Here is a 23,861-nt window from a genome sequence, read left to right on the forward strand (position 1 = left end):
CCGGCTCCGCCTCAGCTGCGGCGATCGCCGTCATGATCGTGGTAGCCGTCATGATCGTGAGGGTGTGGACTGCGGCCGTCGGCGTCGCGGTGATGATCGTCACGATCCCAGTGGCGTTCCGGCGGCGGTGAGACGACGCGCGGTGGCGGACTGTAGGTCGTGTAGTAGTTGTTGACCCGCGGCGGCGAATAATAGGCGGGCTGCGAATAGTAGCCCGAGCCATAGCCGTAGCCATAGGCTGGATAACCCGAATAGCCCGAATAGCCCGAATAGGCAGGGTATGCGCCGTCCTGGATGCAGCCCGTGACGGTCCCGAGAAGCAGTGTCGCCACCAGCCATCGACCCTTGTGCATCGTTCCTCCTGGGAGGACCAAGGCGAACACGGTCCTCCTCGTATTGGGGTACGAGTCGGATCGCGTCGATGGGGTGGCGCAATTAGGCTCTTATGGAGGCGAGCCCCGCCTTTCGAATCGGGCGCTTTAGTAACCGTAGCGCGCCGCGGCCATGGCATAGCCGACACGGCGGTCCGGAGACACCGGATGTCGGCCCGCGACGCGTTCCAGCATCAGCCGCACGTCTTCCGCGCTGTCGGCCTTGAGCGCCGAATCGAGGAAGAGTTGCTCCAGCACGTCCTGCTGCGCATGGCTGCCGCCCAGCAGGTACATCTCGCTGACGACAGGCCGCAGATGCTTCAGCGCCTCTTCATGGCGACTCTGCTTGTGCGCCAGCACCGCCTCGCAGACGGGGAGGGCGACGTGCCCGACCAGCCGCGGGCCGAAGCCGTTGCCCTGGCCGAAGCTGCGCATCGCCTCGATCATGCGGTTGGCAGCGGCGGTGCGGCCGGTGGCGGCCAATGCCATCATCCAGTGCGGCAGCGTAAAAGCCGACAGGCAGTCGCCGATGCGGGCCTCGGCCTTGTCGGCGAGTTCGATCCAGCGGTCGCCGACATTGACGCCGTGACGTTCGAGGCGGAACAGCATCGAGGCTGCGTTCTGGACGTCGATGTACATGTCCGGCATCGCCTGGACGAGCGGCGAATTCAGGTCTCGGAAGCCCTTGTCGTAGAGCGACAGCACCTCGTCGAACTCGCGCCGCTCCAGGTGATACATGCCGCGGTGCCAATAGAGATGGTGCTTGAGGTTGTTGCCGCCTTCCCAGTTGGGCTCGAGCTTGCGCAGCCAGGCGATGCCCTCGCCGCGGCGGCCTTGCATCTCCAGCACGTGAGCGATGGCATGGGCGCCCCACAGATCGCCCGGATCGACATCGATCGCCTGCCGTCCTGCGCTCTCGGCGAGCGTGTAGTTGCCGGCTTCCTCGTGCGCGAAGCAGCGGCACGACAGCAGCATGCCCCAGCCGGGATACTCGTCCGACCAGTGCGGATAGACCTTCTCGACCTCGGCCTGCATGGTCTCGGGCCGGCCGAGCCAGAAGGCGTTGAAGTGATGGAGGCGGAACGCCAGCACGTCGTGCGGATGTTCGCCAGCAATGTGCTCCCAGATCGCGAGCATGCGATCGAGGTCACCCTGGATCCATTTGTCGAGCGCCTCGATATGGGCAGCCTCGCGAGCGGTGGTGCGAGAGGCGCGCTTGCGCGCCTCCGCCAGAGATTCGGCGGCGCCGGCGACATTGGCCTTGTTGTAGGCCAGCATGTTGAAATAGCCGCGCGTCACATGCGCCAGTGCAAAGTCCGGATCGGCCTTCAGGGCCGCACCGAGATGCCGTCCGGCATCGGTGCGGTACTTGAGATAGGCCATCGTCGCCCGATCGAAAGCGTCGGCCGCCTCCGTCGAGTCGGTCGAGATGGCGAGCCCGTGCAGATCCTTGCGCATGGCGTTTCCTCGTTTCTTTTTTAGAGCGCGCTGGGCGCGAGGCCCGGCTTCGCCTTGGCATTGAGCTTCGGCGGATGCCTCACGATCGACTTCAGCGCCGGCACCGGCTTGGCGAGCTTCTTGAGATTCGGCACCGGGCGCGCCAGCTCTGGAATGCCCTTGAAAGCCTGCTCCATTGCGTGCGCCGCGCCCAGCACTTCGCCATCGCCGCGGAAGCGGCCGATGACCTGCAGGCCGAACGGCATCTTGTTATGGTCGAGACCGCACGGCAGGGACACCGCCGGATTGCTCGCCAGCGTGATGATGTAGACCGTCGCCATCCAGTGGTAGTAGTTGCGCAACTTCTTGCCATCCATCTCGTCGATGTAGAGCTGCTTCCACGGGAAGGGCGAGAAGCCCACCGTCGGGCCGATCACCAGATCGTAGTCGCGATAGAGCTGCTGGAACTTGCGGAAGATGTTGGTTTGTTCGCCATGCGCCCAGGCGAAGTCGGCCAGCGACATGTTGGCGCCGATCTCGTAGTTGGCGCGGATGTTGGGGCCGAGCTGGCTCTTGTCCTTCTCGTAGGCTTCGCGATAGCGCGCCACGAAGCTAACGGCGCGGATGACGTCGAAGCAGCGATGCACATCACCGAGATCGAGGTCGACCTTGTCGACGCTGCGGAACAGGTGCTTCATCGCCTTGACCTTCTCGCGCATTGTCGCGCGGACGCCCTTCTCGACCGGTGCGGCGCCGTAGTCCTCGGTCCAGGCCACGCGCAGGCTGCCGAGATCGACTGGCCAGGGTTCAGCGAAGGCGGCGCCATCGACAGGGAAGGACAGCGGATCGCTGTCGTGCTGGCCGATCTGCGTCGCGAAGAGCAGGCAGGTATCGGCCACCGTGCGGCCCATCGGTCCGAGCACGGAGATCGGCGTCCAGCCCATGGCGCGGCGCTCCACGGCGACCATGCCCGGCGAGGGGCGGAAGCCGACGATGCCGCAATAGGCGGCCGGATTGCGCAGCGAGCCGCCAGTATCGGAGCCGGTGCAGACCGGCAACATGTCGGTGGCGAGCGCCGCCGCCGAGCCACCCGACGAGCCGCCGGCATTCAGCATCGGATTGAAGGGATTGCCGGTTGCGCCCCAGACGGGGTTACGGCTGTTGGAGCCAGCGCCGAACTCCGGCACGTTGGTCTTGCCGACGACGACGGCGCCGGCGGCGCGCACGCGTCCGACCATCACATTGTCCCAGCTCGGCACGAAATCGCGATAGAGCGGCGAGCCGTAGGTCGTGAGGAGGTCCTTGGTCTCCTCGAGATCCTTGATGCCGGTCGGCAGACCGTGCAGCAACGGCAGCTCCTCGCCACGGCGGACCGCCGTCTCGGCCGCCTTGGCTTCCTTGCGGGCCCGGTCAACGCACATGGCGGTGACGGCGTTGACGGCAGGATTGAGTCTCTTGATGCGCTGCAGGCTCGCTTCCAGTAGTTCGACCGGCGAAATCTCCTTGGTGCCGATACGGCGGCGCATTTCCACCGCGGACAAAGCGAGCAACTCTTCGTTAGCCATTGATCCCCCTTGGTTGGCGCAACCTTAGCCCTTCCGGTTTCATCGAGGGAAGGGCACGATAGCCGCGGAGGAAACAAGCATGGCGCACGGCTTACGCGAAAAGGCCGCGATCAGCGGCATCGGCGAGACGGCCTATACCCGCGGCACGACCAAGAGCGCGCTGGCGCTGCAGCTCGAGGCCAGCCTGGCAGCGGTTGCCGACGCCGGATTGAGCCCGCGCGATATCGACGGCGTCATTCCCTATTTCCCCGGCGGCGGTATCGCCGAGGACTTCGTTGCCAATTTCGGCATTCCCGATCTGGCGTTGTCCGCCTTTGTGCCGATGGGCGGTGCCACCTGCGTGGCAGCGCTGCAGACCGCGGCGATGGCAGTGGCGACCGGCGTCTGCAAGCACGTCCTGATTTCGGTAGGCCGTACCGGTTATTCGGGGGCACGTGTGAGCACCCGCCTGCAGCAGTTCCCGCAATTCGCCTTGGCCGCGGAATTCGAGGCGCCGATCGGCATCTTCGCGCCGGCCCAGCTCTATGCTCCCGGGGCACGCCGTCATATGGAACTCTACGGCACGCGCTCTCGGCATTTCGCGGAAGTCGCGGTCGTCACGCGCCAGCACGCGATCCTCAATGGCAACGTGGTCATGAACAAGCCGCTCACGGTCGAGGAGCATCAGGCCTCCCGCATGATCTCCGACCCGTTTCGCCTGTTCGATTGCAGTCTGGAAAGCGATGGCGGTGCGGCAGTTGTGGTGAGCGCGACCGAGCGTGCCCGCGATCTGAAGAAGCCCGCCGTGACCATCATGGGCGTCGCCGAGGGGCATCCCGAATCGCCGGCCTCGATCGCTCAGCGCCCCGACCTGATGGAGTTCGGCCTGGCCAAGGCAGCGCCGCGCGCCTATGCGATGGCGGGCGTCGGACCGGGCGACATCGATGTCGCCGAGATCTACGACTGCTTCACCTTTACGGTCATCAACCAGCTCGAGCTGCTGGGCTTCTGCAAGCGCGGAGAGGGCGGACCGTTCGTGATGGACGGACGCATCGCGCTCGGCGGCGAGCTGCCGATCAACACGCATGGCGGGCTGCTGAGCCAGGGCCATGTCGTCGGCCTCAACCATGTGATCGAACTGACGCGCCAACTGCGCCGCGAGGCGGGCAAGGCGCAGGTCGCCGATGCGGAGGTGGGGCTGGTCACCGGTTACGGCGACATGGGCGATGGATCGCTGGCGATCCTGAGGAGGGCGGCATGAGCACGACCGCGGTTCCACCGGCCCCGGAAAGGCCGCTGCCCACGCCGACGCGCGAAAGCCAGCCATACTGGGACGGGCTGCGCGAGGGCCGCTTCATGCTGCAGCATTGCTCCGCCTGCGGAAAGGTCCGGCACTATCCACGGCCGGTTTGCCCGCATTGTTTCTCGATGGAGAGCGACTGGCGGGAGACGTCGCCGGAGGGCACGGTCCATAGCTGGACCGTCTGCCACCATCCGTTCAATTTCTTCTTCAAGCAGATGACGCCCTACACCGTGGTTCTTGTCGACATGGCGGCCGGTGTGCGGGTGAATGCGCCGCTGCGTGGCATTGCCGCCGAGGATCTCCGGATCGGCACACGCCTGCGGTTGGCCTTCGACCCCGTAAGCAAGGAAGTGACGCTCCCCTATTTCGTGCCGGCCTGATCGCGAGATCGTTACGGGCGCCGGAGGCGCATTTGGTGGAATAATTTGCTCTGCTCTACGAGTTCGGCAATGGCTTCCTGCTGCCGATGGAAATTCGCTTGAAACCCGGCGGAGGCTCGGCCATGTCGCGCTGCCCCTCGGGCGGAAAGGGATGCAGCGTCGGATGAAAGCGATACTTCTGGGCTTTGCGCTGAGCGCCATGGCTGCGCAGGCATTTGCCCAGACGCCCGCTCCTGAGACGCCCGCTCCCCGGGCACTGGCACCGCTGCAGCTCGAGGGCTCCGCAGCACCGCAGCCGTGGCAGCGCTATCGCGACTGGAACCAGGCGCATTGGGACAGCTACAACAGTCTTGCGAGGCCCAACGTGACCCCGCCGGCCGGCGGCGAGATCGAAGTCAAGGAAGTCACTGGCGACGCTGTGACCGGCCGCAAGCTCGCCTTCGATCGCAGTCGTGGCGGCGGATGTCTTGCCTGCCATGTCATGGGATCCAGTACGCAGGAAGTGCCGGGCAATGTCGGGCCCGATTTGTCGGAGATCGGCAAGGCGGGCCGCAGCGACCAATGGCTGTTCAATTACGTATTCGATCCGCGAGTCTACAATCCGCAATCGGTTATGCCGCCGTGGGGCAAGCACGGCTTCTACAACGAGGCCGAGATCCGCGACATTGTCGCCTTCCTCAAGACGCTCAAGACGCCCGCCACGTTTGCCGATCCCCTGGATAATCCCGCGACGCGGCCCCGCCCGGTCGAGGATCGCGATTTCCTCGATCCTTTCGTCAATCCCGCTGCCGATCACATCGACAGCGGCAGCGCGCTGTTCAAGAAGCCGGGGCCGAACGGCAAGGCATGCAGCGACTGTCATGCCGCGCCCGCCACCAGCTTCAAGCGCTGGGCGGCCGAGATGCCGAAGTGGGAGCCACGCCTCAACAAGGTGCTCGGCGCCGAGGAGTTCATCGCCCGCCATGCCAAGGCTACGATGAATGCCGACTATCTGATGCAGTCCGCCGCGAATACCGACCTGTCGATCTACCTGCACAGTCTGGCCAACGGCGAACCGATCAAGGTCGATCTGTCGTTGCCGGCAGCGCAGGCGGCCTACGATCGCGGCGTGAAGCTTTCCCAGCTCAAGATCGGCCAGTTCGACTTTTCCTGCGCCGATTGCCACGGCCAGGGCGCCAACAAGTGGCTGCGCGGCCAGTGGCTGGGCGAGCCGCGGGGCCAATTCGATCATTTCCCGGTCTGGCGCACCAGCCGCAACGAGATCTGGGATATCCGCAAGCGCTTCCAATGGTGCAACGTGCAAGTGCGTGCCGACGAGCTTCCGCCCGATGCCGTTGAATATGGCGAGCTCGAACTCTATTTGCGCAAGATGAACGAGGGGCTGAAAATGGCCGCTCCCAACATCCGGCACTGAAGGCAGGGCAGGGAAAGAGAGAAATCGATGACGGAGATTGCTTCCCTGACCCGCCGGTCGGCGCTTCTGGCGATTGCCGGCGCGATCGTCGCGCGCAACGCCTGGGCGACGCCGGATGCCACGCGCGATTGGCTGGCATCCCAGGCCAAGGGCACGTCCAAGGAAGGCAAGATCACCCTGAAAGCGCCGGAGATCGCCGAGAACGGCAATGCCGTTCCCGTCACGGTGTCCGTCGAGAGCGCCATGACCGAGCAGTCCTACGTGAAGGCGCTTTACGTCGCCGCCGACGGCAATCCCAATCCTGGCGTCATCACCTTCGAGTTCACGCCTGCGAGCGGCAAGGCCGAGGTTCAGTTCCGCACCCGACTGGCGCAGACGCAGAAGCTGGTCGCCGTGGCGGAGATGAACGATGGCTCGCTCTACATGGCGAGCCGAGAGGTGAAGGTCACCATCGGCGGCTGCGGCGGCTGAGCAGGAGAGTTCCATGTCCGACGACATCAAGCCGCGCCTGCGGGTGCCGGCCACCGCCAAGAAAGGCGAGGTGGTCGAGGTCAAGACGCTGATCACCCACCCGATGGAGAACGGCCAGCGCAAGGGCCCCGACGGCAAGATCGTGCCGCGCCTGATCGTCAACTCGTTGAAGGTCACCTACAACGACAAGCCGGTCCTGAACGTGAAGCTGGAGCCGGCCATTGCGGCCAATCCGTTCCTGTCGTTCTTCGTGCGCGTGGAGGAGAGCGGCACGCTGAAATTCACCTGGACCGACGACGAGAACCAGTCCTGGACCGCCGAGAGCAAGATCGAGGTCGCGTGACGTCATGACCGGCCTCGGCCGCCGCGAGCTGCTCCAGGTCGCCACGGCCATGGCGGCACTGGCGGCGACGCGCCCCGGCCTGGCGCAGACCGCCTTCCCGCGCCAGGACGACCTGCTGCGGTTCGACGCCGTCGGGCAGGTGACGCTGCTTAACTTCACCGACCTGCATGCGCAGCTCGTGCCGATCTATTTTCGTGAGCCCTCGGCCAATATCGGTGTCGGCGCGGCGCGCGGACTGCCGCCTCATCTCGTCGGCGAAAGACTGCTCGCCACTTACAACATCACGCGCGGCAGCTACGATGCCTATGCGCTGGCCTGTACCGACTTCGAGGCGCTCGGCCGCACTTTCGGCCGCATGGGCGGACTCGATCGAATGGCAACTTTGATCAAGGCGATCCGGGCGGAGCGCCCTGGCAAGGTGTTGCTGCTCGATGGCGGCGACACCTGGCAAGGCAGCTACACGGCGTTGCAGAACAAGGGCGCCGACATGGTGCGCCTGATGAATGCACTGCAGGTCGATGCCATGACCGCGCATTGGGAATTCACCTACGGCCAGGACCGCGTCCAGGAGCTGATCAAGCAGCTCAATTTTCCGTTCCTGGCGGGGAACGTGAAGGACGCGACGTGGGGCGATCCGGTGTTCAAGCCCTATACGGTGTTCGAGCGCGGCGGCGTGCGGATCGGCGTGATCGGGCAAGCCTTCCCCTATACGCCGATCGCCAATCCCCGCTACATGATCCCGGACTGGTCGTTCGGCATAGAAGAAGAGAAGCTCGCGACCCACATCGCAAAACTGCGCGATGACGGCGTCGATCTCGTGGTCCTGTTGAGCCACAATGGTTTCGATGTCGATCGCAAGCTGGCCGGCCGGGTGAAGGGCATCGACGTGATCCTGACCGGCCATACGCACGATGCGCTTCCCGCGCCCGTGAAGGTCGGCGACACGCTGCTGGTCGCGGCCGGCAGCCACGGCAAGTTCCTGGCCCGGCTCGATCTCGAAATCCGCGACAAGCGCATCCAGAATTACGCCTTCCGCCTGATCCCGGTGCTGGCCGACGTGATCGACCCGGATCCCGATATGGCCGGCCTAATCCGCGAGGTGCGCGCGCCGCACAGCGCCGCGCTGGAGAAAGTGGTCGGCTATACCGAATCCCTTCTCTATCGCCGCGGCAATTTCAACGGCACCTTCGACGATCTGATCTGCCAGGCGCTCATGGCGGAGCGCGATGTCGAGATCGCCCTATCGCCCGGCTTTCGCTGGGGCGCCACCCTGCTGCCCGAGCAGGAGATCAGCGGCGACGATATCTTCAACCAGACCGCCATCACCTATCCGGCGGCATACCGCACCGAGATGACCGGCGCGGCCCTCAAGGAGGTCATGGAGGACGTCGCCGACAATCTCTTCAATCCCGATCCCTACTACCAGCAGGGCGGCGACATGGTGCGTGCCGGTGGCCTCTCCTACACGATCGACATAGGCAAGCCGGCCGGGCAGCGCATTTCCGACCTGACGCTCCTGCGCACGGGCGAAAAGATCGACGTCGGCAAGAAATACACAGTGAGCGGCTGGGCCTCGGTCAACGAGGGTGTCGAGGGGCCTCCCGTCTACGACGTCGTGACCAAGTATGTGGAAGCGGTCAAACGCGTACGGCTCGAACCCAATCGCCAGGTGAAGGTTTTAGGCGCCGATCCTTCGGGCTACGAGCCGCGCTGAAGGGGCTGCGGGCCGTCCTCGCCAGTAGTGACCGGAATCGCGGTGCCGAGCATCGAGGCGGTAAACTCGGCCCCGTTATAGCGGTGCGTTCTGTGCGATTTGGAGGGGTAGTTACCTGGTGGTAATGCTTTAATTTCCGTTTTTTAATGGAGACCCGGCCTTCGCCGCGAATGTCAATATGATCATCGGTGTACCTCGGCGGGAGCGAGGCGATGTGAAGAGAGCCATGGCGCCTCGACGATGGGCCGGCAAATTCGATGCCATCGAGGGAAGCGCGTTCGCGCCTGCTTCACGATGTCCAGCGGGTGGATTTGGACATCGGCTTGCGCCACGATAGGAACGCCTATGTCTTCCGTCGCTTCTCATCGTCCGTCGCCGATTGCCTGGTTGATCGCGCCGGCCCTGCTGCTTTTCCTTCTGTTCTTCATCCTGCCATTCGCCGTGATGGTGGTGATGTCGTTCTTTTCGGGAAATCCCATCAGCAACCCGAATGCCGTTCTGACGACGCGCCATTACCAGCGTTTCATCGAGGATTCGGCAGGCATTTTCCACGATGCGCTCTGGGAAACGCTGCGGATCGGGCTGGTGACGACGGTCGTGTCGCTGCTGATCGGCTATCCGCTGGCGCATTGGATGGCGCGCATGCAGTCGCGGCTGGGCCACGCGCTGGCCCTGATGGCGGTGATCGCGCCGCTGCTCACGGGGATCGTCGTCCGCACCTTTGCCTGGATGACCATCCTGCAGGACAAGGGCGTCATCAATACGACGCTGATCTCCTGGGGCCTGATCAGCAAGCCCTTGCCGCTGATGTACAACGAGTTCGGCACGGTCGTGGCTCTCGTGCACATCTATGTGCCGTTCATGGTGCTGACGCTGATCGGTGTGATCGCGCGCATCGACGAGCGGCTGGAACAGGCGGCGCGCAGTCTTGGCGCCGGCCGCTTCCGGGCCTTCCTCGAGGTGACCTTGCCGCTTAGCCTGCCTGGCATCCTGGCCGGTTCGCTGCTGGTATTCGCCTTGTCGATCAGCGCCTATGTGACGCCGTCGCTGATGGGCGGAACGGACGTTCTGACCTTGCCGATGCTGATCGCCCAGCAGCTCGGCACCAGCTTCAATCCGAGCTTTGCCGGCGCGCTGGGCGTGATCCTGCTGGCGGTCTGCCTGGTGATCGTGATCGCCTACAACGCCATCCTGGGGCGCCTGTCCGGCGAGCAGGGGCTGGCATGAGCGCCGCCGTGAACAAGAAGCCCTTCGACCTGGGCAGGACCGCCTATCTTGGCCTGAATCTGGTGCTGCTGGCGTTCCTGTTGGTGCCGATCGCGATCGTCCTGGTCTTCGCCCTCAATCCGACTCCGTACATCTCGTTCCCGCCGGTCGGCGTGAGTCTGCGCTGGTTCGTGAAGTTCTTCGAGGGCGGCGATTTCATGCGCGCGCTGTGGCTATCGCTGTGGGTGGCCGCCTGCGTGCTGGTCCTGTCGGTCGTGATCGGAGGGGCCTGCGCGCTGGCGCTGGCGCGTGGCAACCTGCCCGGCCGGGCCTTTCTGACGGCCTTCTTCATGTCGCCGCTGATGCTGCCGGCGATCCTGACCGGTCTGGCGCTGTTCCAGGCCTATCTCCTAGCCGGCATCGGCCGCCCCGTCTGGGGGCTGATCATGGCCCATACCCTGGTCGCGGTGCCCTATGTGCTACGGACAACCCTGGCCGTCCTGCACAATTTCGACCGTCGGATCGAGGAGGCGGCCTCCGTGCTGGGGGCCAGCCCGACCCGCGTCTTCTTCGAGGTGACGCTGCCGCTGATCCGGCCCGGCGTCTTCGCGGGCGGCGTATTCGCCTTCATCGTCTCCTTCGATCAGTTCCCGGTATCGCTGTTCCTGGTCGTTCCCAAGGGCGAAACCCTGCCGGTGGTGCTGTTCAACTACATGAAGTTCGACCTCGACGGCGCCATTGCCGCCGCCTCGATGGTCTCGATCTTGCTGGCCCTGGCCGTCGTGGTCGCGCTGGAAAGGCTGATCGGGCTCAAAGCCTACGTTAAGCTGTGATGGGGAATACAGATGGGGTTGATCATGATTTCACGTCGTAAAGCCTTGCGGGCCGGAGCCGGCCTGGCTGCGGCCGCCACGATCGGTGCGCCCGCCATCCTTCATGCCGAGACCAAGACGCTCAAGATCACGACCTGGGGCGGCAAGTGGGGCGACATCATGAAGGACACGCTCCTGCCCATGTTCGAGAAGGAGCACGACTGCAAGGTCTCGGCCGACCAGGCCTTCCCGTTCCTGCCCAAGCTGCAGGCCAGTTCCAAGAACGATCCGCTCTACGACGTCTTCCACACCAACTCGAACGAGCAGTGGAGCGCGGTCGAGCAGGGGCTGGTGTTGGACAAGATCACGGCCAAGGAAGTGCCGAACATTGCCGATGTCTATCCCTGGGCCAACAGCGACAAGATCGTCGGCGTCGCGATCTTCACCAGTGCGATCGGCCTCGGCTACCGCACCGACAAGGGCATCACGCCGCCGAAGTCTTGGAAGGATCTCGCCGATCCCAAGCTGGCCGGTGCCCGGGGTGGCTACCTCATTCCCGTCAACAGCCTCGGCCAGTGTCATCTGATGATGCTGGGCAAGGTGTACGGCAAGGGACTCCAGGATCTCGACGCCGCCTACAAGGCGCTCGAGCAGCTCAAGCCGATCAAGCTGGTCGACTTCACCGGCCAGATGGAAAAGATGCTGCTGTCGGGCGAGGTGAGTGAAGGCGTCATCCATGATTCCGGCGTCTATCGCTATGAAGGCGCCAATCGTCAGCCGGTCGACTTCTGCAGCCCGACGGAAGGGGTGATGGCGCTGGAGCAGGTGCTCAACGTGACTCCGGGGTCGAAGGTAAAGGAACTGGCCTTCGCCTTCGTGAACTTCATGCTCCGTCCCGAGGTGCAGAAGCTCCTGGCCGAAGGCGTGTGGTATTCGCCTGCCAACAAGAAGGTGAAGCTCGACGCCAAGTACGACGCCAAGCTGCTGACGACACCGGAAAAGGTCGCAACGCTGATCCAGCCGGATTGGAAGTGGTACAACGCCCGCAAGGACGATATCGACGCGCGGGTTACGAAGATCCTGAAGGGCTGAAGCGAACGATGTCACCCAAGGGTGGTGCGGGACCTTTCAAGATGCAGGAAAGGTCCGTCGGCGACCGAGCTTGGGATGACAAGGTGCGTGTATGACATCCGCTTCCATCAAACTCGAGTCCGTCACCAAGTCGTTCGACGGTAAGGTCGTTGCCGTCGATGGCGTGACCCTGGAGATCAAGGCCGGCGAGTTCTTCTCGCTCCTGGGCCCATCGGGCTGCGGCAAGACGACGTCGCTGCGCATGATTGCGGGCTTCGAGAGCCCGGATTCTGGCCGCGTCCATGTCGGCGGCCAGGACATCACCGACGTGCCCGTGCACCACCGAGACATGGGCATGGTGTTCCAGTCCTATGCGCTCTTCCCGCACCGGACCGTGGCCGAGAACGTAGCCTTCGGCTTGCGCATGCGGGGCGTGTCCAGATCCGAGATCGACCGTCGCGTCGCCGCGGCGCTGGCCCAGGTGGCGCTGACCGGGTTCGAGCATCGTCGTCCGGCACAGCTTTCCGGCGGCCAGCAGCAGCGCGTCGCACTCGCCCGCGCCATCGTGATCGAGCCGCGTGTGCTCCTGTGCGACGAGCCGCTGGGTGCGCTCGATCGCAAGCTGCGCCAGCAGATGCAGTTCGAGCTGAAGGAATTGCAGCAGCGCTTGGGCGTGACCCTGGTGTTCGTGACGCACGACCAGGAAGAGGCGCTGGCGATGAGCGATCGCATCGCCGTCATGAACAGAGGCAAGGTCGAACAGGTCGGCTCACCGACCGAGATCTACGAGCGTCCGCGCACCCGCTTCGTTGCCGACTTCATCGGTGAGATCAATCTGCTGGACGACGGATCGAAGCCGCGGGCGCTGCGGCCGGAGAAAATTCGTCTCGTGCCGACGGCGCAGGCGCGGCTGGCCGGTACCGTCGAGACCGCCAACTTCCTTGGCGGCGCCACGCTCTATCGCGTGAGCGCCGGTGGGCGCACATATCTCGCGCGCGAAACCCATTCGGGCGAGCGCAGTCCGAGAGCGGCCGGCGATGCCGTCGGTCTGGCGTGGAACGACACCGATATCGTTACCTTGGAATCCTAGGAGCGTGCCATGGCTCGCACTCTTGGCGTCATCACCATCGGCCAGTCGCCCCGCAACGATATTGCCGCCCTCTTTGCCCAGCATGCTCCGCCGGGGACCAAGGTCGTTCTGCGGGGCGCGCTCGACGGGCTGAGCGACGCGGAGGTCGATAGGCTCACGCCGGAAAGCGGCGCCGATACGCTCTACACCCGCCTGCGCGGCGAGCGCGACGTGAAGATTTCAAAGAAGGCCGTGATCGCCCGCTCGCCGGAGACCATCGCCAAGCTGCGGGCCGACGGCTGTGATGCCATCGTCTATGCCTGCACCGGCGACTTCCCGCCGATGGAAGGCGATGAAGGCATCCTGTTTCCATCGCGCGTCCTGAACGGCCTTGCGACGGGCCTGTTGCCGCGCGGCAGGCTGGGCCTGCTGATTCCCCTGATCGAGCAGGCGGAAAAGCTCACGTCGAAGTGGGTCCGGCCCGGCCTCGAGATCGTGGCAGAGGCCCTGGCGCCCAGTGCGGATGCCGGGGAGGCCGAGGCGGCGGCGCGTCGGTTGGCGGCGCGCCAGCCTGACCTGGTGGCCATGGACTGCATGAGCTACACGCCGTTGACCAAGCAGCACGTAAAGCCGGCACTCGGCGTGCCGACGCTGCTCGCGATCACCGCGACCGGCCGCGTGCTGCGCGAGATGCTCGACTGAAGACGCGGCCCGGCTGGAATGATCCGTTTACTTCACCGCAGCGGCGGCCTTGGCCTGTCGCACCGCAAGGGCCAGCGCCGCGCCGAGATCGGTCAGCATCTTGCTGGTCGCTTCGTCGGTCAGCTTGCCGTCGGTGAAGCGGTTCTGCGCCTGGCCGATCATGACCTCGGGCTTGTTCAGCGGGCGTCCGTCGAGGAACACCAGCGTCTGACGCAACTGGTACTGCGCCCGCGCCGTGCCCAGCAGGCCCATCGACGCACCGAACAGCGCGATCGGCTTGGCGGCAAACGGCTGCGGCGTCATGCGCGACAGCCAGTCGATGGCGTTCTTCAACACGCCCGAGATGCCGTAATTGTATTCCGGGCTCACCAGGACGAGGCCGTCGGCCGCAAGCATCGTCTTCTGCGCGGCCTGGATCTTGTCGGGAAATCCCTTGGCCTGAATGTCGGCATCGTAGAGCGGCCAGTCGCCGATCTCGATCGTCTCCACCGTCACCCCGGCCGGCACGCGTTCGATGAACGCATTGAGCGACAGGCGATTGAACGACGCTTTACGCAGACTGCCGCAGAACGCGGCCAGCTTGATCGGCTCGGACATTGCGTATGGTCTCCCTTGAGGGCCGTTCCTTTGTCAGGCGGCAGGCAGACGGCTACATAGAAGGCGCTGAAGGAGTTGGCAAACGCAATGCCGCTACGCGACATCACACTCGACGACATCGAATCGCTCGCCGTGGGCGCCTGGGTGCTGGGAACCGGCGGCGGCGGCAGCCCGTATCTCGGCCTGCTCAACATGCGTGCCCTCTACAAGGAGGGCCATCGCGTCCAACTGATGCCGGCGTCGGAGCTGGCCGATGACGATTGGGTTGCGGCCGTGTCCAACATGGGCGCGCCCCTGGTGGGACAGGAGCGCCTGACGGACAGCCGCACGATCGCGCGCGCGGTCGACCTGATGGAACGTCACACCGGCCACAAATTCCGCGGCATCATGGCGCTCGAGATCGGCGGCGGCAATTCGATCCAGCCGTTGATGGCGGCGGCGCATCTCAAGCGCCCCGTGATCGATTCAGACATGATGGGCCGCGCCTATCCCGAGGCGCAGATGACGTCGGTGGCCGTGGGCGATCTGCAGCCTTGTCCACTGACCACCGTCGACGTGCGCGGCCTCGAGTCAGTGGTCGAGAAAGTGCCGACCTGGAAATGGATGGAACGGGTCAGCCGCAAGATCTGCGTCGAATACGGATCGATCGCCTCGACCTGCAAGGCGCCGCGCACCGGCGCCGAGGTGAAGAAGTGGGGCATCCACGGCACCACGACCAAGGCGATCGCGATCGGCCATGCCGTGCGCGAGGCGCAGCGCAAGCACGAGGATCCGGTGGCAGCGATCCTCGTGGTCGAGCCGGGCAAGATCCTGTTCCGCGGCAAGGTGGTCGATGTCGAGCGTCGCGCCACCGAGGGCTTCCTGCGCGGACGGACCCGGTTCGAGGGCATGGACGAGGATCGCGGTTCCAGCCTCGAGATCAACTTCCAGAATGAATGGATTGTCGCCTGGCGCGACGGCAAGCCGGTGGCAATGTCGCCGGATCTCATCTGCGTGCTCGATTCCGTGGCAGGAGAAGCGGTCGGTACCGAGACGATCCGCTACGGCCAGCGCGTGACCGTGATCGCCCTGCCGCCGCCGCCGGTGTTCCTGAGCGAGAAGGGCCTGCAGCATGTCGGGCCGCGCGCCTTCGGCTACGACATCGACTTCAAGAGCGTCTTTGCGTGAGGAGTTGGGCGTGAGCCGGCGTGAGATCACCGAAGACGACGTCGAATCGCTGGCCGTCGGCGCCTGGGTGCTGGGCACGGGCGGCGGCGGCAATCCGTATCTGTCGCTGCTGAACATGCGCCTGCTTCACCGTGAGGGAAAGCGGGTGCATCTCATCGACGCCGAGGACCTGGCCGATGACGCCTATGTCGCGGTGATCGCCGGCATGGGGGCGCCGCTGGTGGGCATCGAGCGCCTGACCGACCATCGTGTCTTCGCCCGCGCGGCGCGGCTGATGGAGGAGCACACCGGACGCAAGTTCGATGCCGTCATGGGCATGGAGATCGGCGGCGGCAACGGCGTGCGTCCGCTGCTGGTGGCCGCCAATCTTGGCATCCCCGTGGTCGACAGCGACACGATGGGCCGCGCCTACCCGGAGGCGCAGATGACCTCGGTGGCAGTCGGCGGACTGAAACCCTGTCCGATGACGGTCGTCGACGTACGCGGGCTGGAGTCCGTTGTCGAGACGGTGCCGACCTGGAAATGGGCCGAGCGCGTCGGCCGCAAGATCGTGGTCGAATACGGCTCGACCGCTTCCACCTGTCAGCCGCCGCGTACCGGCGCCGAGGTGAAGAAGTGGGGCATTCACGGCACCACCAGCAAGGCCATCGCGATCGGCCGCGCGGTGCGCGAGGCACAGCGCACGCACGCCGATCCCATCGTGGCCATCCTCGCGGTCGAGCCCGGCAAGCTGCTGTTCCGCGGCAAGGTGATGGATGTGGCGCGCCGCGTCACAGAAGGCTACCTGCGTGGCATCACGCGCTTCGACGGGCTCGACGACTATTCCGGCTCGACGCTGACCATCGATTTCCAGAACGAATGGATCATCGCCTCGCGCGACGGCAAGCCGCTAGCCATGACTCCCGATCTGATCTGCGTGCTCGACTCGGTGTCGGGCGAAGCGGTGGGCAGCGAGACGATCCGCTATGGCCAGCGCGTGACCGTGATCGCACTGCCGCCGCCGGACGTTTTCTTGACGCCGAAGGGCCTGGAGCATGTCGGCCCGCGCGCCTTCGGCTACGACCTCGATTACAGGAGCGTGTTTTCGTCATGAGACGTATCGGCATCGACGTGGGCGGCACAAATACCGACGCTGTCCTGATCGAAGAAGGCAAGGTAATCCGCGCGGTCAAAGCGCCTACCAGCGAGGACGTGACGACCGGCATCCTGGACTCGCTCAGGAGCCTCGGCTCGACTGGCGCCTTGAAGGACAAGAAGATCGATGGCGTGATGATCGGCACCACGCACTTCATCAATGCGGTGGTGCAGCGGCGTCATCTCACCAAGGTCGGGGCGCTGCGGCTTGGCATGCCGGCCGCAGCGTCGCTGCCGCCGTTCTGCGACTGGCCAGACGATCTCGCGGCGCTGGTGCGCGGCGGCGTCTGGATGGTCGAGGGCGGTCATGAGTATGACGGCCGTCCCTTCATGCTGCTCGACGAGGCGGCAGTCCTCAAGGCGGCGGAAGAGATGAAGGCGGCCGGACTGAAGTCGGTCGGAATCTCGGCGATCTTCTCGCCGCTCGATCCCAGCCACGAGAAGCGGGCGGCGGAGCTGGTGGCGAAGGTGCTGCCGGACGCCTCGATCACCTGCTCGTCCGATCTCGGCCGTATCGGTCTCCTGGAGCGCGAGAATGCGGGGCTGCTCAACGCGGCGCTGGCCGATCTGGCGCGGGATACGATCGCTGCCTTCGAGAAGGCCATCCACGATTCGGGCATCGATGCACCGCTCTTCATCACTCAGAACGACGGCACCGTTGCCGAAGCAAGCCAGGCGCGGCGGCTGCCGGTCTACAGCTTCGCCTCCGGCGCCACCAACTCGATGCGCGGTGCGGCCTATCTCTCCGGGCTGAGCGACGCGATGGTGGTCGATGTCGGCGGCACGACCACCGATGTCGGGCAGCTCAAGCACGGCTTCCCGCGCGAGGCGAACTCGGTGGTCCAGGTCGGCGGCGTGCGCACGTTGTTCCGCATGCCCGATCTGCTGTCGATCGGCCTCGGCGGCGGCAGTCACGTGCAGCTCGATCCGCTCAAGGTCGGGCCGGTGTCGGTGGGCTACCGGCTGCTGAAGGAAGGCATTGCCTTTGGCGGCAGCCAGTTGACCACGACCGATATCGCCATTGCCGCCGGCGTTCTGAAGCTGGGCGACAAGTCGAAGGTCGCCAACATCGACGCAGCCACCTGCAAGAGGGTCTTCGCAGAGGCGGCGAAGATGGCCGAGGAGGCGATCGACCGCATGAAGACCGAGGCTGGCGATGTGCCCCTGATCGCGGTCGGTGGCGGCGCCTTCCTGATCCCGGAGAAACTCGCGGGCGTCTCCAAGGTGATCCATGTCGAGCACGGCGATTGCGCCAATGCGGTCGGCGCGGCAATCGCGCAGGTCTCGGGCGAATGCGATCAGATCTTCAAGGATATGACGCGGACCGAAGCCTTGGCGGCGGCTCAAGGCATTGCGAACGATCGTGCCGTGGCGGCCGGCGCCGACCGCACGACGCTCAAGACCATCGAGAGTGAGGACATGCCGCTCGCCTACCTGCCGGGCAACTCCGTGCGCGTGCGGGTGCGCGTCGTGGGCGACGTCGCTGCAAGCTGAGCTGTCGGCCGGTCAGACCACCTCGGCCGGCGCGAGCTGGCAGGGGTGGTTGGGATCGCCCGATTCGATCTGGATGGTGCTGTGGACGATGCCGAAGCGGTCGGCCAGCTCCCGCGCGACGCGGCCAAGTAGGCCATCGTCGAGCGGCGCGCCTGGTCGCACCAGATGTGCGGTGAGGGCGACCTCGGTCGTGCTCATGCCCCAGATGTGCAGATCATGCACTTCGGTCACGTCTGGCAGGCTCGCGAGATAGGTCTCGATCGCTGGTCGGTCGATCGTATCGGGCACGGCATCGAGGGCGAGGTTGAGCGATCCGGTCAGCAGCGACCAGGTGCCCAGCGTGATCACGATCGCGATCGCGATGCTGACCACCGGATCGAGCCATAGCCACCCCGTGGCCATGACCGCGAGGGCGGCGATCACCACGCCGAGCGACACTGCGGCATCCGCCGCCATGTGCAGGAATGCACCCCGGATATTGATGTCGTTCTTGCCGCCGCGCATGAACATCAGGGCCGTGGCGGTGTTGATGACGATGCCGACGATCGCCACCCACAGCACCGTGATCTCGGCCACCGGCTCAGGCCGGCTCAGGCGCTGCACGGCTTCCATGACAATCATGCCGACGGCGACCAGCAGCAGGATCGCGTTGGCGAGCGAGGCCAGGATCGAACTCCGCTTCAGGCCATAGGTGTGCCGTGCGGTCGGACGGCGCTTGACCAAAGCGGCGGCACCCCAGGCGAGAAGCAGGCCCAGCACGTCGCCGAGATTGTGGCCGGCATCGGCCAGCAGGGCGAGGGAGTTGGCGACGAAACCGTAAGCGGCCTCGATGACGACGAAGCCGGTATTCAACGCCACGCCGACCGCGAAGGCACGATTGAAGTCGCGCGGCGCATGGGTGTGACCATGATCGTGGCCGTGGCTGCCATGGTTGGGGCCGCCATGGTCGTGGTCATGGGCGTGAGAGTGGTGGTCGTGCATGGGCGTCACGCAGCGTTATAATGTTCCGTGGGTTCGGACATTCGAATGATCGTTTGACTGCATAGGCGGCGCGGACGCGACGGTAAAGGGCCGGAACAGGCGCGCCTCAATCCTTTGTGAGCCTGTCGAAGCAGGCTTCATTTCACGCCCAAGCTGCTACAGTCACCAAGGCCGTCGCCCGAGCGGGGGCCGACAATGTGCTGCCATTGTGTCATTTGGACAGGAGGATCGCCATGATCACTTTGCCTTCCCGCGTTGCGAGCTTGAGCGTCATTGCCATGCTGGCTTTCACATCAGCGGCATTTGCCGAATCCCAGCATTATTCTGCCGATCTGAAGGCGTCCTCGGAAGTGCCCGCCAACGACAGCAAGGGGACTGGCAAGCTCGATGCAACCTATGACACGTCGAGCAAGAAGCTGACCTACACGGTGACCTATATGGGCCTGACCGGGCCAGCGACAGCGGCTCATTTCCATGGTCCGGCCGAACCGGGCGCCAATGCCGGCGTGCTGATTCCCATCAAGGACGTCCATACACCGATCAAGGACCAGGCGACGCTGACCGATGCGCAGGCGGCCGACCTGCAGGCCGGCAAGATGTACTTCAACGTTCACACGGCGGCTCATCCGGGCGGAGAGATCCGCGGCCAGGTGACGAAGGCGCCGTAGAAGCCGCCCGTAGCGCTCACTGCAGCTTGCGCGCGAACAGCCAGGTCGAATAGGCCTGGGTGACGATGCCGATCACCAGCATCGGCCAGAGCTGATCCCAAGCGAGGGACCAGCTCACATCCTGAAGGAAAATGCCGCGCGTCAACCTGATCATGTAGGCGATCGGGTTGATGCGCGTGAGTTCCTGGCTCCATTGCGGCATGTTGGCGATCGGCGTGGCGAAGCCGGACAGCACGATCGCCGGTGCCAGGAAGATGAAGACACCCAGGATCGCCTGTTGCTGGGTGCGGGCGATCGACGAGATCACCATGCCGATCCCGATCGTCGAAACAGCGAATGCGGCGACCGCAACATGGAACAGCAGGATGTTGCCGATGAAGGGAACGCCGTAGAAGACGACCGCGATGGTCGCGATCACGTTCGCCTCGACGAAGCCGATGCAAGTCGGCGGGATCGCCTTGCCGAGCAGGATTTCCATCGGTCGCAGCGGCGTCACCAGCAGCTGCTCGAAAGTGCCGAGCTCGCGCTCCCGTGCAACCGACAGCGCCGTGATCAGGATCGTCGCCACTGCCGTCAGCAGCACCGTGAGTCCCGGCAGGATGAACCACTGGCTGTCGTAGTTGGGATTGAACCAGGCGCGCGTCTCGAGTTGCAGGCCGGCCTCGGGCCGGATCGAGCGCTGGCGCTGGAAGCTCTCGAGGATAGTGGCGGCGTAGTTCTGGACGATGAGCGCGGTGTTGGAGCGCCGGCCATCGAGCAGGAGCTGCACCTTTGCCGGTCGACCGGCGAGAACATCGGCGGAGAAGGTCTGACCAAGATGCAGGATCGCCTTCACGCGCTGCGCCGACAGTGCTCGCTCGACGTCGCCGGGATTGTCGAAATGCGCGACGACATCGAATGCCGTCGATCCCTCGAAGCGGCTCACCAGTTCGCGCGCGGGATGCGCGCTGTCCTCGACCCACAGGCCGAGAGCGACGTGGTTTACGTCGAAGGTGGCGGCGTTGGCGAATAGCACCAGCTGGATCAACGGTGGCGCGATGATCACGAACCGGCTCTTGGGATCCTTCCAGAGTGTCAGGAACTCCTTGATGATCAAGGAGAGGATGCGACGCAACATGACGCTACTCCAGGCTGCGGCGCGTACGGGCGATGGCCGCCGCAAGGAGAACGGCCGCGAAGACGGCCAGTATCAGGACATTGGGCAGCAGGATCTCGTGCACCGTTCCTGCCAGGAACAGCGTCTGCAGGCAGGAGACGTAGTAGCGGGCCGGGAAGATGAAGGTGATGGCCCTGACCCAGACCGGCGTGCTCTCGATGTCGAACAGCAGCCCCGACAGGATGAGGGCGGGCATGAAGGTGACGAGGAAGGCGAGCTGGGCGGCGACGAACTGGTTGCGCGCCACGGTCGAGATCAGCAATCCCATGGCCAGAGCCACGACGAGGAAGACCGCCGAGATGCCGATCAGCGCCGCCGGCGAGCCGCGGAACGGGACCTGGAACAGGAAGATGGCGAGACCCATCGAAACCGCCAGGCTGCCCATGCCGAGCACGAAGTAGGCCGCGAGCTTGCCGACGATGATCTCGGCCATGCTGGCCGGCGAAACCATCATCGCTTCCATGGTGCCGCGTTCCCATTCGCGCGCGACGACCAGCGCGGTCAGCAGGGCGCCGATCATCGTCATGATCAGCGCAATGAGGCCGGGCACGATGAAGTTGGTGCTGCGGATCTCGGGGTTGAACCAGTAGCGATTCTCTAGGGTGACGGCACCGGGTGCGACCAGGGCGCGCTCGGCCCGTCGTCCATTCGCCCAGACGGCCACGGCGCCTTGGGCATAGCCGCTGACGATGCGGGCGTTGTTGGCATCGACGCCGTTGACCACGATCGCGATGCGCACGGCGTGACCTGGACTTGCCAGCTCGCGGGAGAAGTTGGACCGCAATACCGCGAAGCCCATGATATCGCCCCGCATCAGGGCCGCCTCGGCCTGGCGGCTGTCGACGAAATCCGTCGGCTTGAAGTAGGGCGTGGTCGCGAAAGCCTCGAAGAATCCCGCCGATTCGACGCTGCGGCTTTCGTCTACGACACCGAAGGTGACGCCGCGGGCATCGAGCGACACGCCATAGCCGATCAGCACCAGCAGCACGATCGGCATCACCAGGGCGATGGCGATCGACGAGGGATCGCGGATGATCTGCAGGAATTCCTTGCGCAGCAGGCCGAGAAGGCGCGTTCTCCTCATGGCGCCGCCTTTGTGCCCTGGGTCTCGATCAGCGCCACGAATGCATCCTCGAGTGTCGGATCGGGCAGGGTGTCGCTGACGAAGCGTCGCTTGAGATCGTCGGGGCTGCCCATGGCGATCATCCGGCCGCCATAGACGATGGCCAGACGATCGCAGTACTCCGCTTCGTCCATGAAGTGCGAGGTGACCAGCACGGTGACGCGCTGCTCGGCGAGGGCGCCGATGCGGGCCCAGAATTCGCGCCGCATCAGCGGATCGACACCCGAGGTCGGTTCATCGAGGAACAGCACGCGCGGCTCGTGAAGCAGGGCGCAGGAAAGCGCCAGCCGTTGCTTGAAGCCGAGCGGCAGGCTCCCCGAAGTTTGCCGGGCGACCGGTCCGAGCTCGAAACTCTCTAGGGCCCAATCGATGCGTTGCCGGCGCCGCGTGCTGCTCAGGCCGTAGACGCCGCTGAAGAAGTCGAGATTGTCGCGCACCGAAAGCTCGCCATAGAGCGAGAAGCGTTGCGACATGTAGCCGATGCGCTCGCGTGCGGCTGCCCGCGCCGTGCCGAGATCGACGCCCGCCACGCGCGCGCTGCCGGCGCTCGGCTCCAGCAGGCCGCACAGCATGCGGAAGGTCGTCGATTTGCCGGCGCCGTTGGGGCCGAGCAGGCCGAAGACCTCACCCGGTGCGACGGTGAAGGTGACATTATCGACGGCCCGGAACGCGCCGAAGTCACGCGTGAGATCGTGCGCTTCGATGGCCGCGCCGTCGGTGACGGCGGTGCTTGTCGACTCTTCGGGGACGGCCGGGCTCGACCGAGGGGCCGTGCGTCCATGCAGCAGGCTGACGAAGGCATCCTCGAAGCGCGGTCGTACCGGCTGCGGCAAGCCTGTTCCGCCGAGCACGGCCGCATCGGGAAGCGTTGCGCCGTCGTTCAGGACGATGCGGATCCGCTCGCCCTGGATGATGGCATCGGCAATAGCGGGATCGGCGGCGGCGCGCCGTTGTACACGGTGCTTGTGGCCCGGCGGCACCGTGATCAGGAACGTGCGGCCGTCGACCCTGCGGCTGAAATCGGTTGGCGATCCAGAGGCGAGCAGCCGCCCATTGGCGAAGAGCAGAAAGGAGTCGCACCGTTCCGCTTCGTCCAGGTAAGCCGTGCTCCAGATCACCGCGACACCTTCGCCGGCCATGGTCCGCACGATGCGCCACAATTCGCGACGCGAGGCAGGATCCACGCCGGCGCTCGGCTCGTCGAGCAGCAGGAGCTTGGGCCGGGAGAGAAGCGCGCAGGCAAGTCCGAGTTTCTGCTTCATGCCGCCGGAAAGCTTGCCGGCGAGGCGCTCGACGAACGGGGTAAGGGCGGTAAAGGCCAGGAGCGAGGCAAAGCGCTCCTGCCGCACGGTCCCGTCGAGTTCGTGCATGTCGGCGTAGAGGTCGAGGTTCTCCGCGACCGTGAGATCTTCATAGAGGCCGAAGCGCTGCGGCATATAGCCGATGTCGTGCTGGACCGTCGTGACGGCGGTGACGCTGTCCTGGCCGAGGACGGTGATCTTGCCTTCGTTCGGTTTGAGCAGGCCGGCAATCAGGCGGAGCAGCGTCGTCTTGCCGGCGCCGTCCGGCCCGACCAAGCCGGTGATCTGACCGGGGCGGATCTCGGCCGATACGTGGTCGAGCGCAATGGTCGCCTGCGGTCCCTTGCCGAAGCGCTTGGTGACGGCGTCGACGACGACGATAGGCGGCGCGGCGGGCGCCATG

General features: G+C 65.1%; 23 protein-coding genes. 15 read left to right on the forward strand and 8 right to left on the reverse strand.

What is annotated here, in order from left to right; all coding sequences use genetic code 11:
* Window positions 1-11: 11 nt before the first annotated feature.
* The 3 genes from B5D62_RS26865 to B5D62_RS26875 form a co-directional block, all read right to left on the reverse strand.
* Window positions 12-353, reverse strand: a complete 342-nt coding sequence (locus tag B5D62_RS26865; RefSeq protein ID WP_085937139.1) for a hypothetical protein — start codon at window positions 351-353, stop codon at window positions 12-14.
* Between the two features lie 126 nt (window positions 354-479).
* Complete coding sequence (locus B5D62_RS26870; RefSeq protein WP_085937140.1) at window positions 480-1,829, reverse strand: tetratricopeptide repeat protein; 1,350 nt, start codon at window positions 1,827-1,829, stop codon at window positions 480-482.
* Window positions 1,830-1,849: 20 nt separating this feature from the next.
* Window positions 1,850-3,373: an amidase gene (locus tag B5D62_RS26875; protein ID WP_085937141.1), complete on the reverse strand. Its 1,524-nt coding sequence runs from the start codon at window positions 3,371-3,373 to the stop codon at window positions 1,850-1,852.
* Between the two features lie 79 nt (window positions 3,374-3,452).
* Between B5D62_RS26875 and B5D62_RS26880 the strand changes: the two genes are divergently transcribed.
* The 11 genes from B5D62_RS26880 (at window position 3,453) to B5D62_RS26930 (ending at window position 13,837) form a co-directional block, all read left to right on the forward strand.
* Window positions 3,453-4,613 carry a thiolase family protein gene (locus B5D62_RS26880; protein ID WP_085937142.1) on the forward strand — a complete coding sequence of 387 codons (1,161 nt, stop codon included), beginning with the start codon at window positions 3,453-3,455 and terminating at the stop codon, window positions 4,611-4,613.
* Window positions 4,610-5,035: a Zn-ribbon domain-containing OB-fold protein gene (locus tag B5D62_RS26885; protein WP_085937143.1), complete on the forward strand. Its 426-nt coding sequence runs from the start codon at window positions 4,610-4,612 to the stop codon at window positions 5,033-5,035. The genes B5D62_RS26880 and B5D62_RS26885 overlap by 4 nt, the downstream gene beginning before the upstream one ends.
* A gap of 163 nt (window positions 5,036-5,198) precedes the next feature.
* Window positions 5,199-6,449, forward strand: a complete 1,251-nt coding sequence (gene soxA / locus B5D62_RS26890) for a sulfur oxidation c-type cytochrome SoxA (RefSeq protein ID WP_218191332.1) — start codon at window positions 5,199-5,201, stop codon at window positions 6,447-6,449.
* A 36-nt stretch (window positions 6,450-6,485) separates the two neighbouring features.
* Window positions 6,486-6,920, forward strand: coding sequence for a thiosulfate oxidation carrier protein SoxY (soxY, locus tag B5D62_RS26895; RefSeq protein ID WP_419188821.1), 435 nt, complete (start codon window positions 6,486-6,488; stop codon window positions 6,918-6,920).
* A gap of 13 nt (window positions 6,921-6,933) precedes the next feature.
* Window positions 6,934-7,263: a thiosulfate oxidation carrier complex protein SoxZ gene (gene soxZ, locus B5D62_RS26900; RefSeq protein ID WP_085937145.1), complete on the forward strand. Its 330-nt coding sequence runs from the start codon at window positions 6,934-6,936 to the stop codon at window positions 7,261-7,263.
* 4 nt (window positions 7,264-7,267) lie between these two features.
* Entirely contained in the window at window positions 7,268-8,977 is a 1,710-nt protein-coding gene (gene soxB, locus B5D62_RS26905; RefSeq protein ID WP_085937146.1) for a thiosulfohydrolase SoxB, read from the forward strand.
* A gap of 345 nt (window positions 8,978-9,322) precedes the next feature.
* Window positions 9,323-10,204, forward strand: a complete 882-nt coding sequence (locus tag B5D62_RS26910; RefSeq protein WP_085937147.1) for an ABC transporter permease — start codon at window positions 9,323-9,325, stop codon at window positions 10,202-10,204.
* Window positions 10,201-11,016, forward strand: a complete 816-nt coding sequence (locus B5D62_RS26915) for an ABC transporter permease (RefSeq protein WP_085937148.1) — start codon at window positions 10,201-10,203, stop codon at window positions 11,014-11,016. The genes B5D62_RS26910 and B5D62_RS26915 overlap by 4 nt, the downstream gene beginning before the upstream one ends.
* A 24-nt stretch (window positions 11,017-11,040) precedes the next feature.
* Window positions 11,041-12,087: an ABC transporter substrate-binding protein gene (locus B5D62_RS26920; RefSeq protein WP_218191333.1), complete on the forward strand. Its 1,047-nt coding sequence runs from the start codon at window positions 11,041-11,043 to the stop codon at window positions 12,085-12,087.
* Between the two features lie 91 nt (window positions 12,088-12,178).
* Window positions 12,179-13,156: an ABC transporter ATP-binding protein gene (locus B5D62_RS26925; RefSeq protein WP_085937150.1), complete on the forward strand. Its 978-nt coding sequence runs from the start codon at window positions 12,179-12,181 to the stop codon at window positions 13,154-13,156.
* Window positions 13,157-13,165: 9 nt separating this feature from the next.
* Complete coding sequence (locus tag B5D62_RS26930; protein WP_085937151.1) at window positions 13,166-13,837, forward strand: AroM family protein; 672 nt, start codon at window positions 13,166-13,168, stop codon at window positions 13,835-13,837.
* Window positions 13,838-13,864: 27 nt separating this feature from the next.
* Here the strand turns inward: B5D62_RS26930 and B5D62_RS26935 are convergent, their stop codons facing one another.
* Window positions 13,865-14,434, reverse strand: a complete 570-nt coding sequence (locus B5D62_RS26935; RefSeq protein ID WP_085937152.1) for an NADPH-dependent FMN reductase — start codon at window positions 14,432-14,434, stop codon at window positions 13,865-13,867.
* 87 nt (window positions 14,435-14,521) lie between these two features.
* Between B5D62_RS26935 and B5D62_RS26940 the strand changes: the two genes are divergently transcribed.
* Genes B5D62_RS26940 through B5D62_RS26950 form a run of 3 tightly spaced genes read left to right on the forward strand, consistent with a single transcriptional unit; the run spans window position 14,522 to window position 18,229 of the window.
* Complete coding sequence (locus tag B5D62_RS26940) at window positions 14,522-15,601, forward strand: DUF917 domain-containing protein (protein WP_085937153.1); 1,080 nt, start codon at window positions 14,522-14,524, stop codon at window positions 15,599-15,601.
* A gap of 10 nt (window positions 15,602-15,611) precedes the next feature.
* Window positions 15,612-16,694, forward strand: a complete 1,083-nt coding sequence (locus B5D62_RS26945; RefSeq protein WP_218191336.1) for a DUF917 domain-containing protein — start codon at window positions 15,612-15,614, stop codon at window positions 16,692-16,694.
* The gene (locus B5D62_RS26950; RefSeq protein ID WP_085937155.1) at window positions 16,691-18,229 is read left to right on the forward strand and encodes a hydantoinase/oxoprolinase N-terminal domain-containing protein; all 1,539 of its coding nucleotides are present in this window, start codon (window positions 16,691-16,693) and stop codon (window positions 18,227-18,229) included. Before B5D62_RS26945 ends, B5D62_RS26950 begins: the two co-directional genes overlap by 4 nt.
* Before the next feature lie 12 nt (window positions 18,230-18,241).
* On the opposite strand, the gene B5D62_RS26955 is transcribed toward B5D62_RS26950, so the two are convergent.
* Window positions 18,242-19,210 carry a cation diffusion facilitator family transporter gene (locus B5D62_RS26955; protein WP_085937156.1) on the reverse strand — a complete coding sequence of 323 codons (969 nt, stop codon included), beginning with the start codon at window positions 19,208-19,210 and terminating at the stop codon, window positions 18,242-18,244.
* A 233-nt stretch (window positions 19,211-19,443) separates the two neighbouring features.
* On the opposite strand from B5D62_RS26955, the gene B5D62_RS26960 reads away from it, so the two are divergent.
* Complete coding sequence (locus tag B5D62_RS26960) at window positions 19,444-19,878, forward strand: CHRD domain-containing protein (RefSeq protein ID WP_085937157.1); 435 nt, start codon at window positions 19,444-19,446, stop codon at window positions 19,876-19,878.
* A 16-nt stretch (window positions 19,879-19,894) separates the two neighbouring features.
* Here the strand turns inward: B5D62_RS26960 and B5D62_RS26965 are convergent, their stop codons facing one another.
* The 3 genes from B5D62_RS26965 to B5D62_RS26975 are packed head-to-tail and all read right to left on the reverse strand — an operon-like array spanning window position 19,895 to window position 23,860.
* Window positions 19,895-20,995 carry an ABC transporter permease gene (locus tag B5D62_RS26965; protein ID WP_085937158.1) on the reverse strand — a complete coding sequence of 367 codons (1,101 nt, stop codon included), beginning with the start codon at window positions 20,993-20,995 and terminating at the stop codon, window positions 19,895-19,897.
* A gap of 4 nt (window positions 20,996-20,999) precedes the next feature.
* Window positions 21,000-22,118: an ABC transporter permease gene (locus B5D62_RS26970; RefSeq protein WP_085937159.1), complete on the reverse strand. Its 1,119-nt coding sequence runs from the start codon at window positions 22,116-22,118 to the stop codon at window positions 21,000-21,002.
* Window positions 22,115-23,860: an ATP-binding cassette domain-containing protein gene (locus B5D62_RS26975; RefSeq protein ID WP_085937160.1), complete on the reverse strand. Its 1,746-nt coding sequence runs from the start codon at window positions 23,858-23,860 to the stop codon at window positions 22,115-22,117. The genes B5D62_RS26970 and B5D62_RS26975 overlap by 4 nt, the downstream gene beginning before the upstream one ends.
* Window position 23,861: the final 1 nt, after the last annotated feature.

The organism is Enhydrobacter aerosaccus (assembly GCF_900167455.1).
GTDB classification, from domain to species: Bacteria; Pseudomonadota; Alphaproteobacteria; order Reyranellales; family Reyranellaceae; genus Reyranella; species Reyranella aerosaccus.

Excerpts from the sequence above, each read along its gene's own strand:
- B5D62_RS26865 (WP_085937139.1), bottom strand. The coding sequence starts at position 353 with ATGCACAAGGGTCGATGGCTGGTGGCGACACTGCTTCTCGGGACCGTC.
- B5D62_RS26870 (WP_085937140.1), bottom strand. The coding sequence starts at position 1,829 with ATGCGCAAGGATCTGCACGGGCTCGCCATCTCGACCGACTCGACGGAG.
- B5D62_RS26875 (WP_085937141.1), bottom strand. The coding sequence starts at position 3,373 with ATGGCTAACGAAGAGTTGCTCGCTTTGTCCGCGGTGGAAATGCGCCGC.
- B5D62_RS26880 (WP_085937142.1), top strand. The coding sequence starts at position 3,453 with ATGGCGCACGGCTTACGCGAAAAGGCCGCGATCAGCGGCATCGGCGAG.
- B5D62_RS26885 (WP_085937143.1), top strand. The coding sequence starts at position 4,610 with ATGAGCACGACCGCGGTTCCACCGGCCCCGGAAAGGCCGCTGCCCACG.
- soxA (WP_218191332.1), top strand. The coding sequence starts at position 5,199 with ATGAAAGCGATACTTCTGGGCTTTGCGCTGAGCGCCATGGCTGCGCAG.
- soxZ (WP_085937145.1), top strand. The coding sequence starts at position 6,934 with ATGTCCGACGACATCAAGCCGCGCCTGCGGGTGCCGGCCACCGCCAAG.
- soxB (WP_085937146.1), top strand. The coding sequence starts at position 7,268 with ATGACCGGCCTCGGCCGCCGCGAGCTGCTCCAGGTCGCCACGGCCATG.
- B5D62_RS26910 (WP_085937147.1), top strand. The coding sequence starts at position 9,323 with ATGTCTTCCGTCGCTTCTCATCGTCCGTCGCCGATTGCCTGGTTGATC.
- B5D62_RS26915 (WP_085937148.1), top strand. The coding sequence starts at position 10,201 with ATGAGCGCCGCCGTGAACAAGAAGCCCTTCGACCTGGGCAGGACCGCC.
- B5D62_RS26920 (WP_218191333.1), top strand. The coding sequence starts at position 11,041 with ATGATTTCACGTCGTAAAGCCTTGCGGGCCGGAGCCGGCCTGGCTGCG.
- B5D62_RS26925 (WP_085937150.1), top strand. The coding sequence starts at position 12,179 with ATGACATCCGCTTCCATCAAACTCGAGTCCGTCACCAAGTCGTTCGAC.
- B5D62_RS26930 (WP_085937151.1), top strand. The coding sequence starts at position 13,166 with ATGGCTCGCACTCTTGGCGTCATCACCATCGGCCAGTCGCCCCGCAAC.
- B5D62_RS26935 (WP_085937152.1), bottom strand. The coding sequence starts at position 14,434 with ATGTCCGAGCCGATCAAGCTGGCCGCGTTCTGCGGCAGTCTGCGTAAA.
- B5D62_RS26940 (WP_085937153.1), top strand. The coding sequence starts at position 14,522 with ATGCCGCTACGCGACATCACACTCGACGACATCGAATCGCTCGCCGTG.
- B5D62_RS26950 (WP_085937155.1), top strand. The coding sequence starts at position 16,691 with ATGAGACGTATCGGCATCGACGTGGGCGGCACAAATACCGACGCTGTC.
- B5D62_RS26955 (WP_085937156.1), bottom strand. The coding sequence starts at position 19,210 with ATGCACGACCACCACTCTCACGCCCATGACCACGACCATGGCGGCCCC.
- B5D62_RS26960 (WP_085937157.1), top strand. The coding sequence starts at position 19,444 with ATGATCACTTTGCCTTCCCGCGTTGCGAGCTTGAGCGTCATTGCCATG.
- B5D62_RS26965 (WP_085937158.1), bottom strand. The coding sequence starts at position 20,995 with ATGTTGCGTCGCATCCTCTCCTTGATCATCAAGGAGTTCCTGACACTC.
- B5D62_RS26970 (WP_085937159.1), bottom strand. The coding sequence starts at position 22,118 with ATGAGGAGAACGCGCCTTCTCGGCCTGCTGCGCAAGGAATTCCTGCAG.
- B5D62_RS26975 (WP_085937160.1), bottom strand. The coding sequence starts at position 23,860 with ATGGCGCCCGCCGCGCCGCCTATCGTCGTCGTCGACGCCGTCACCAAG.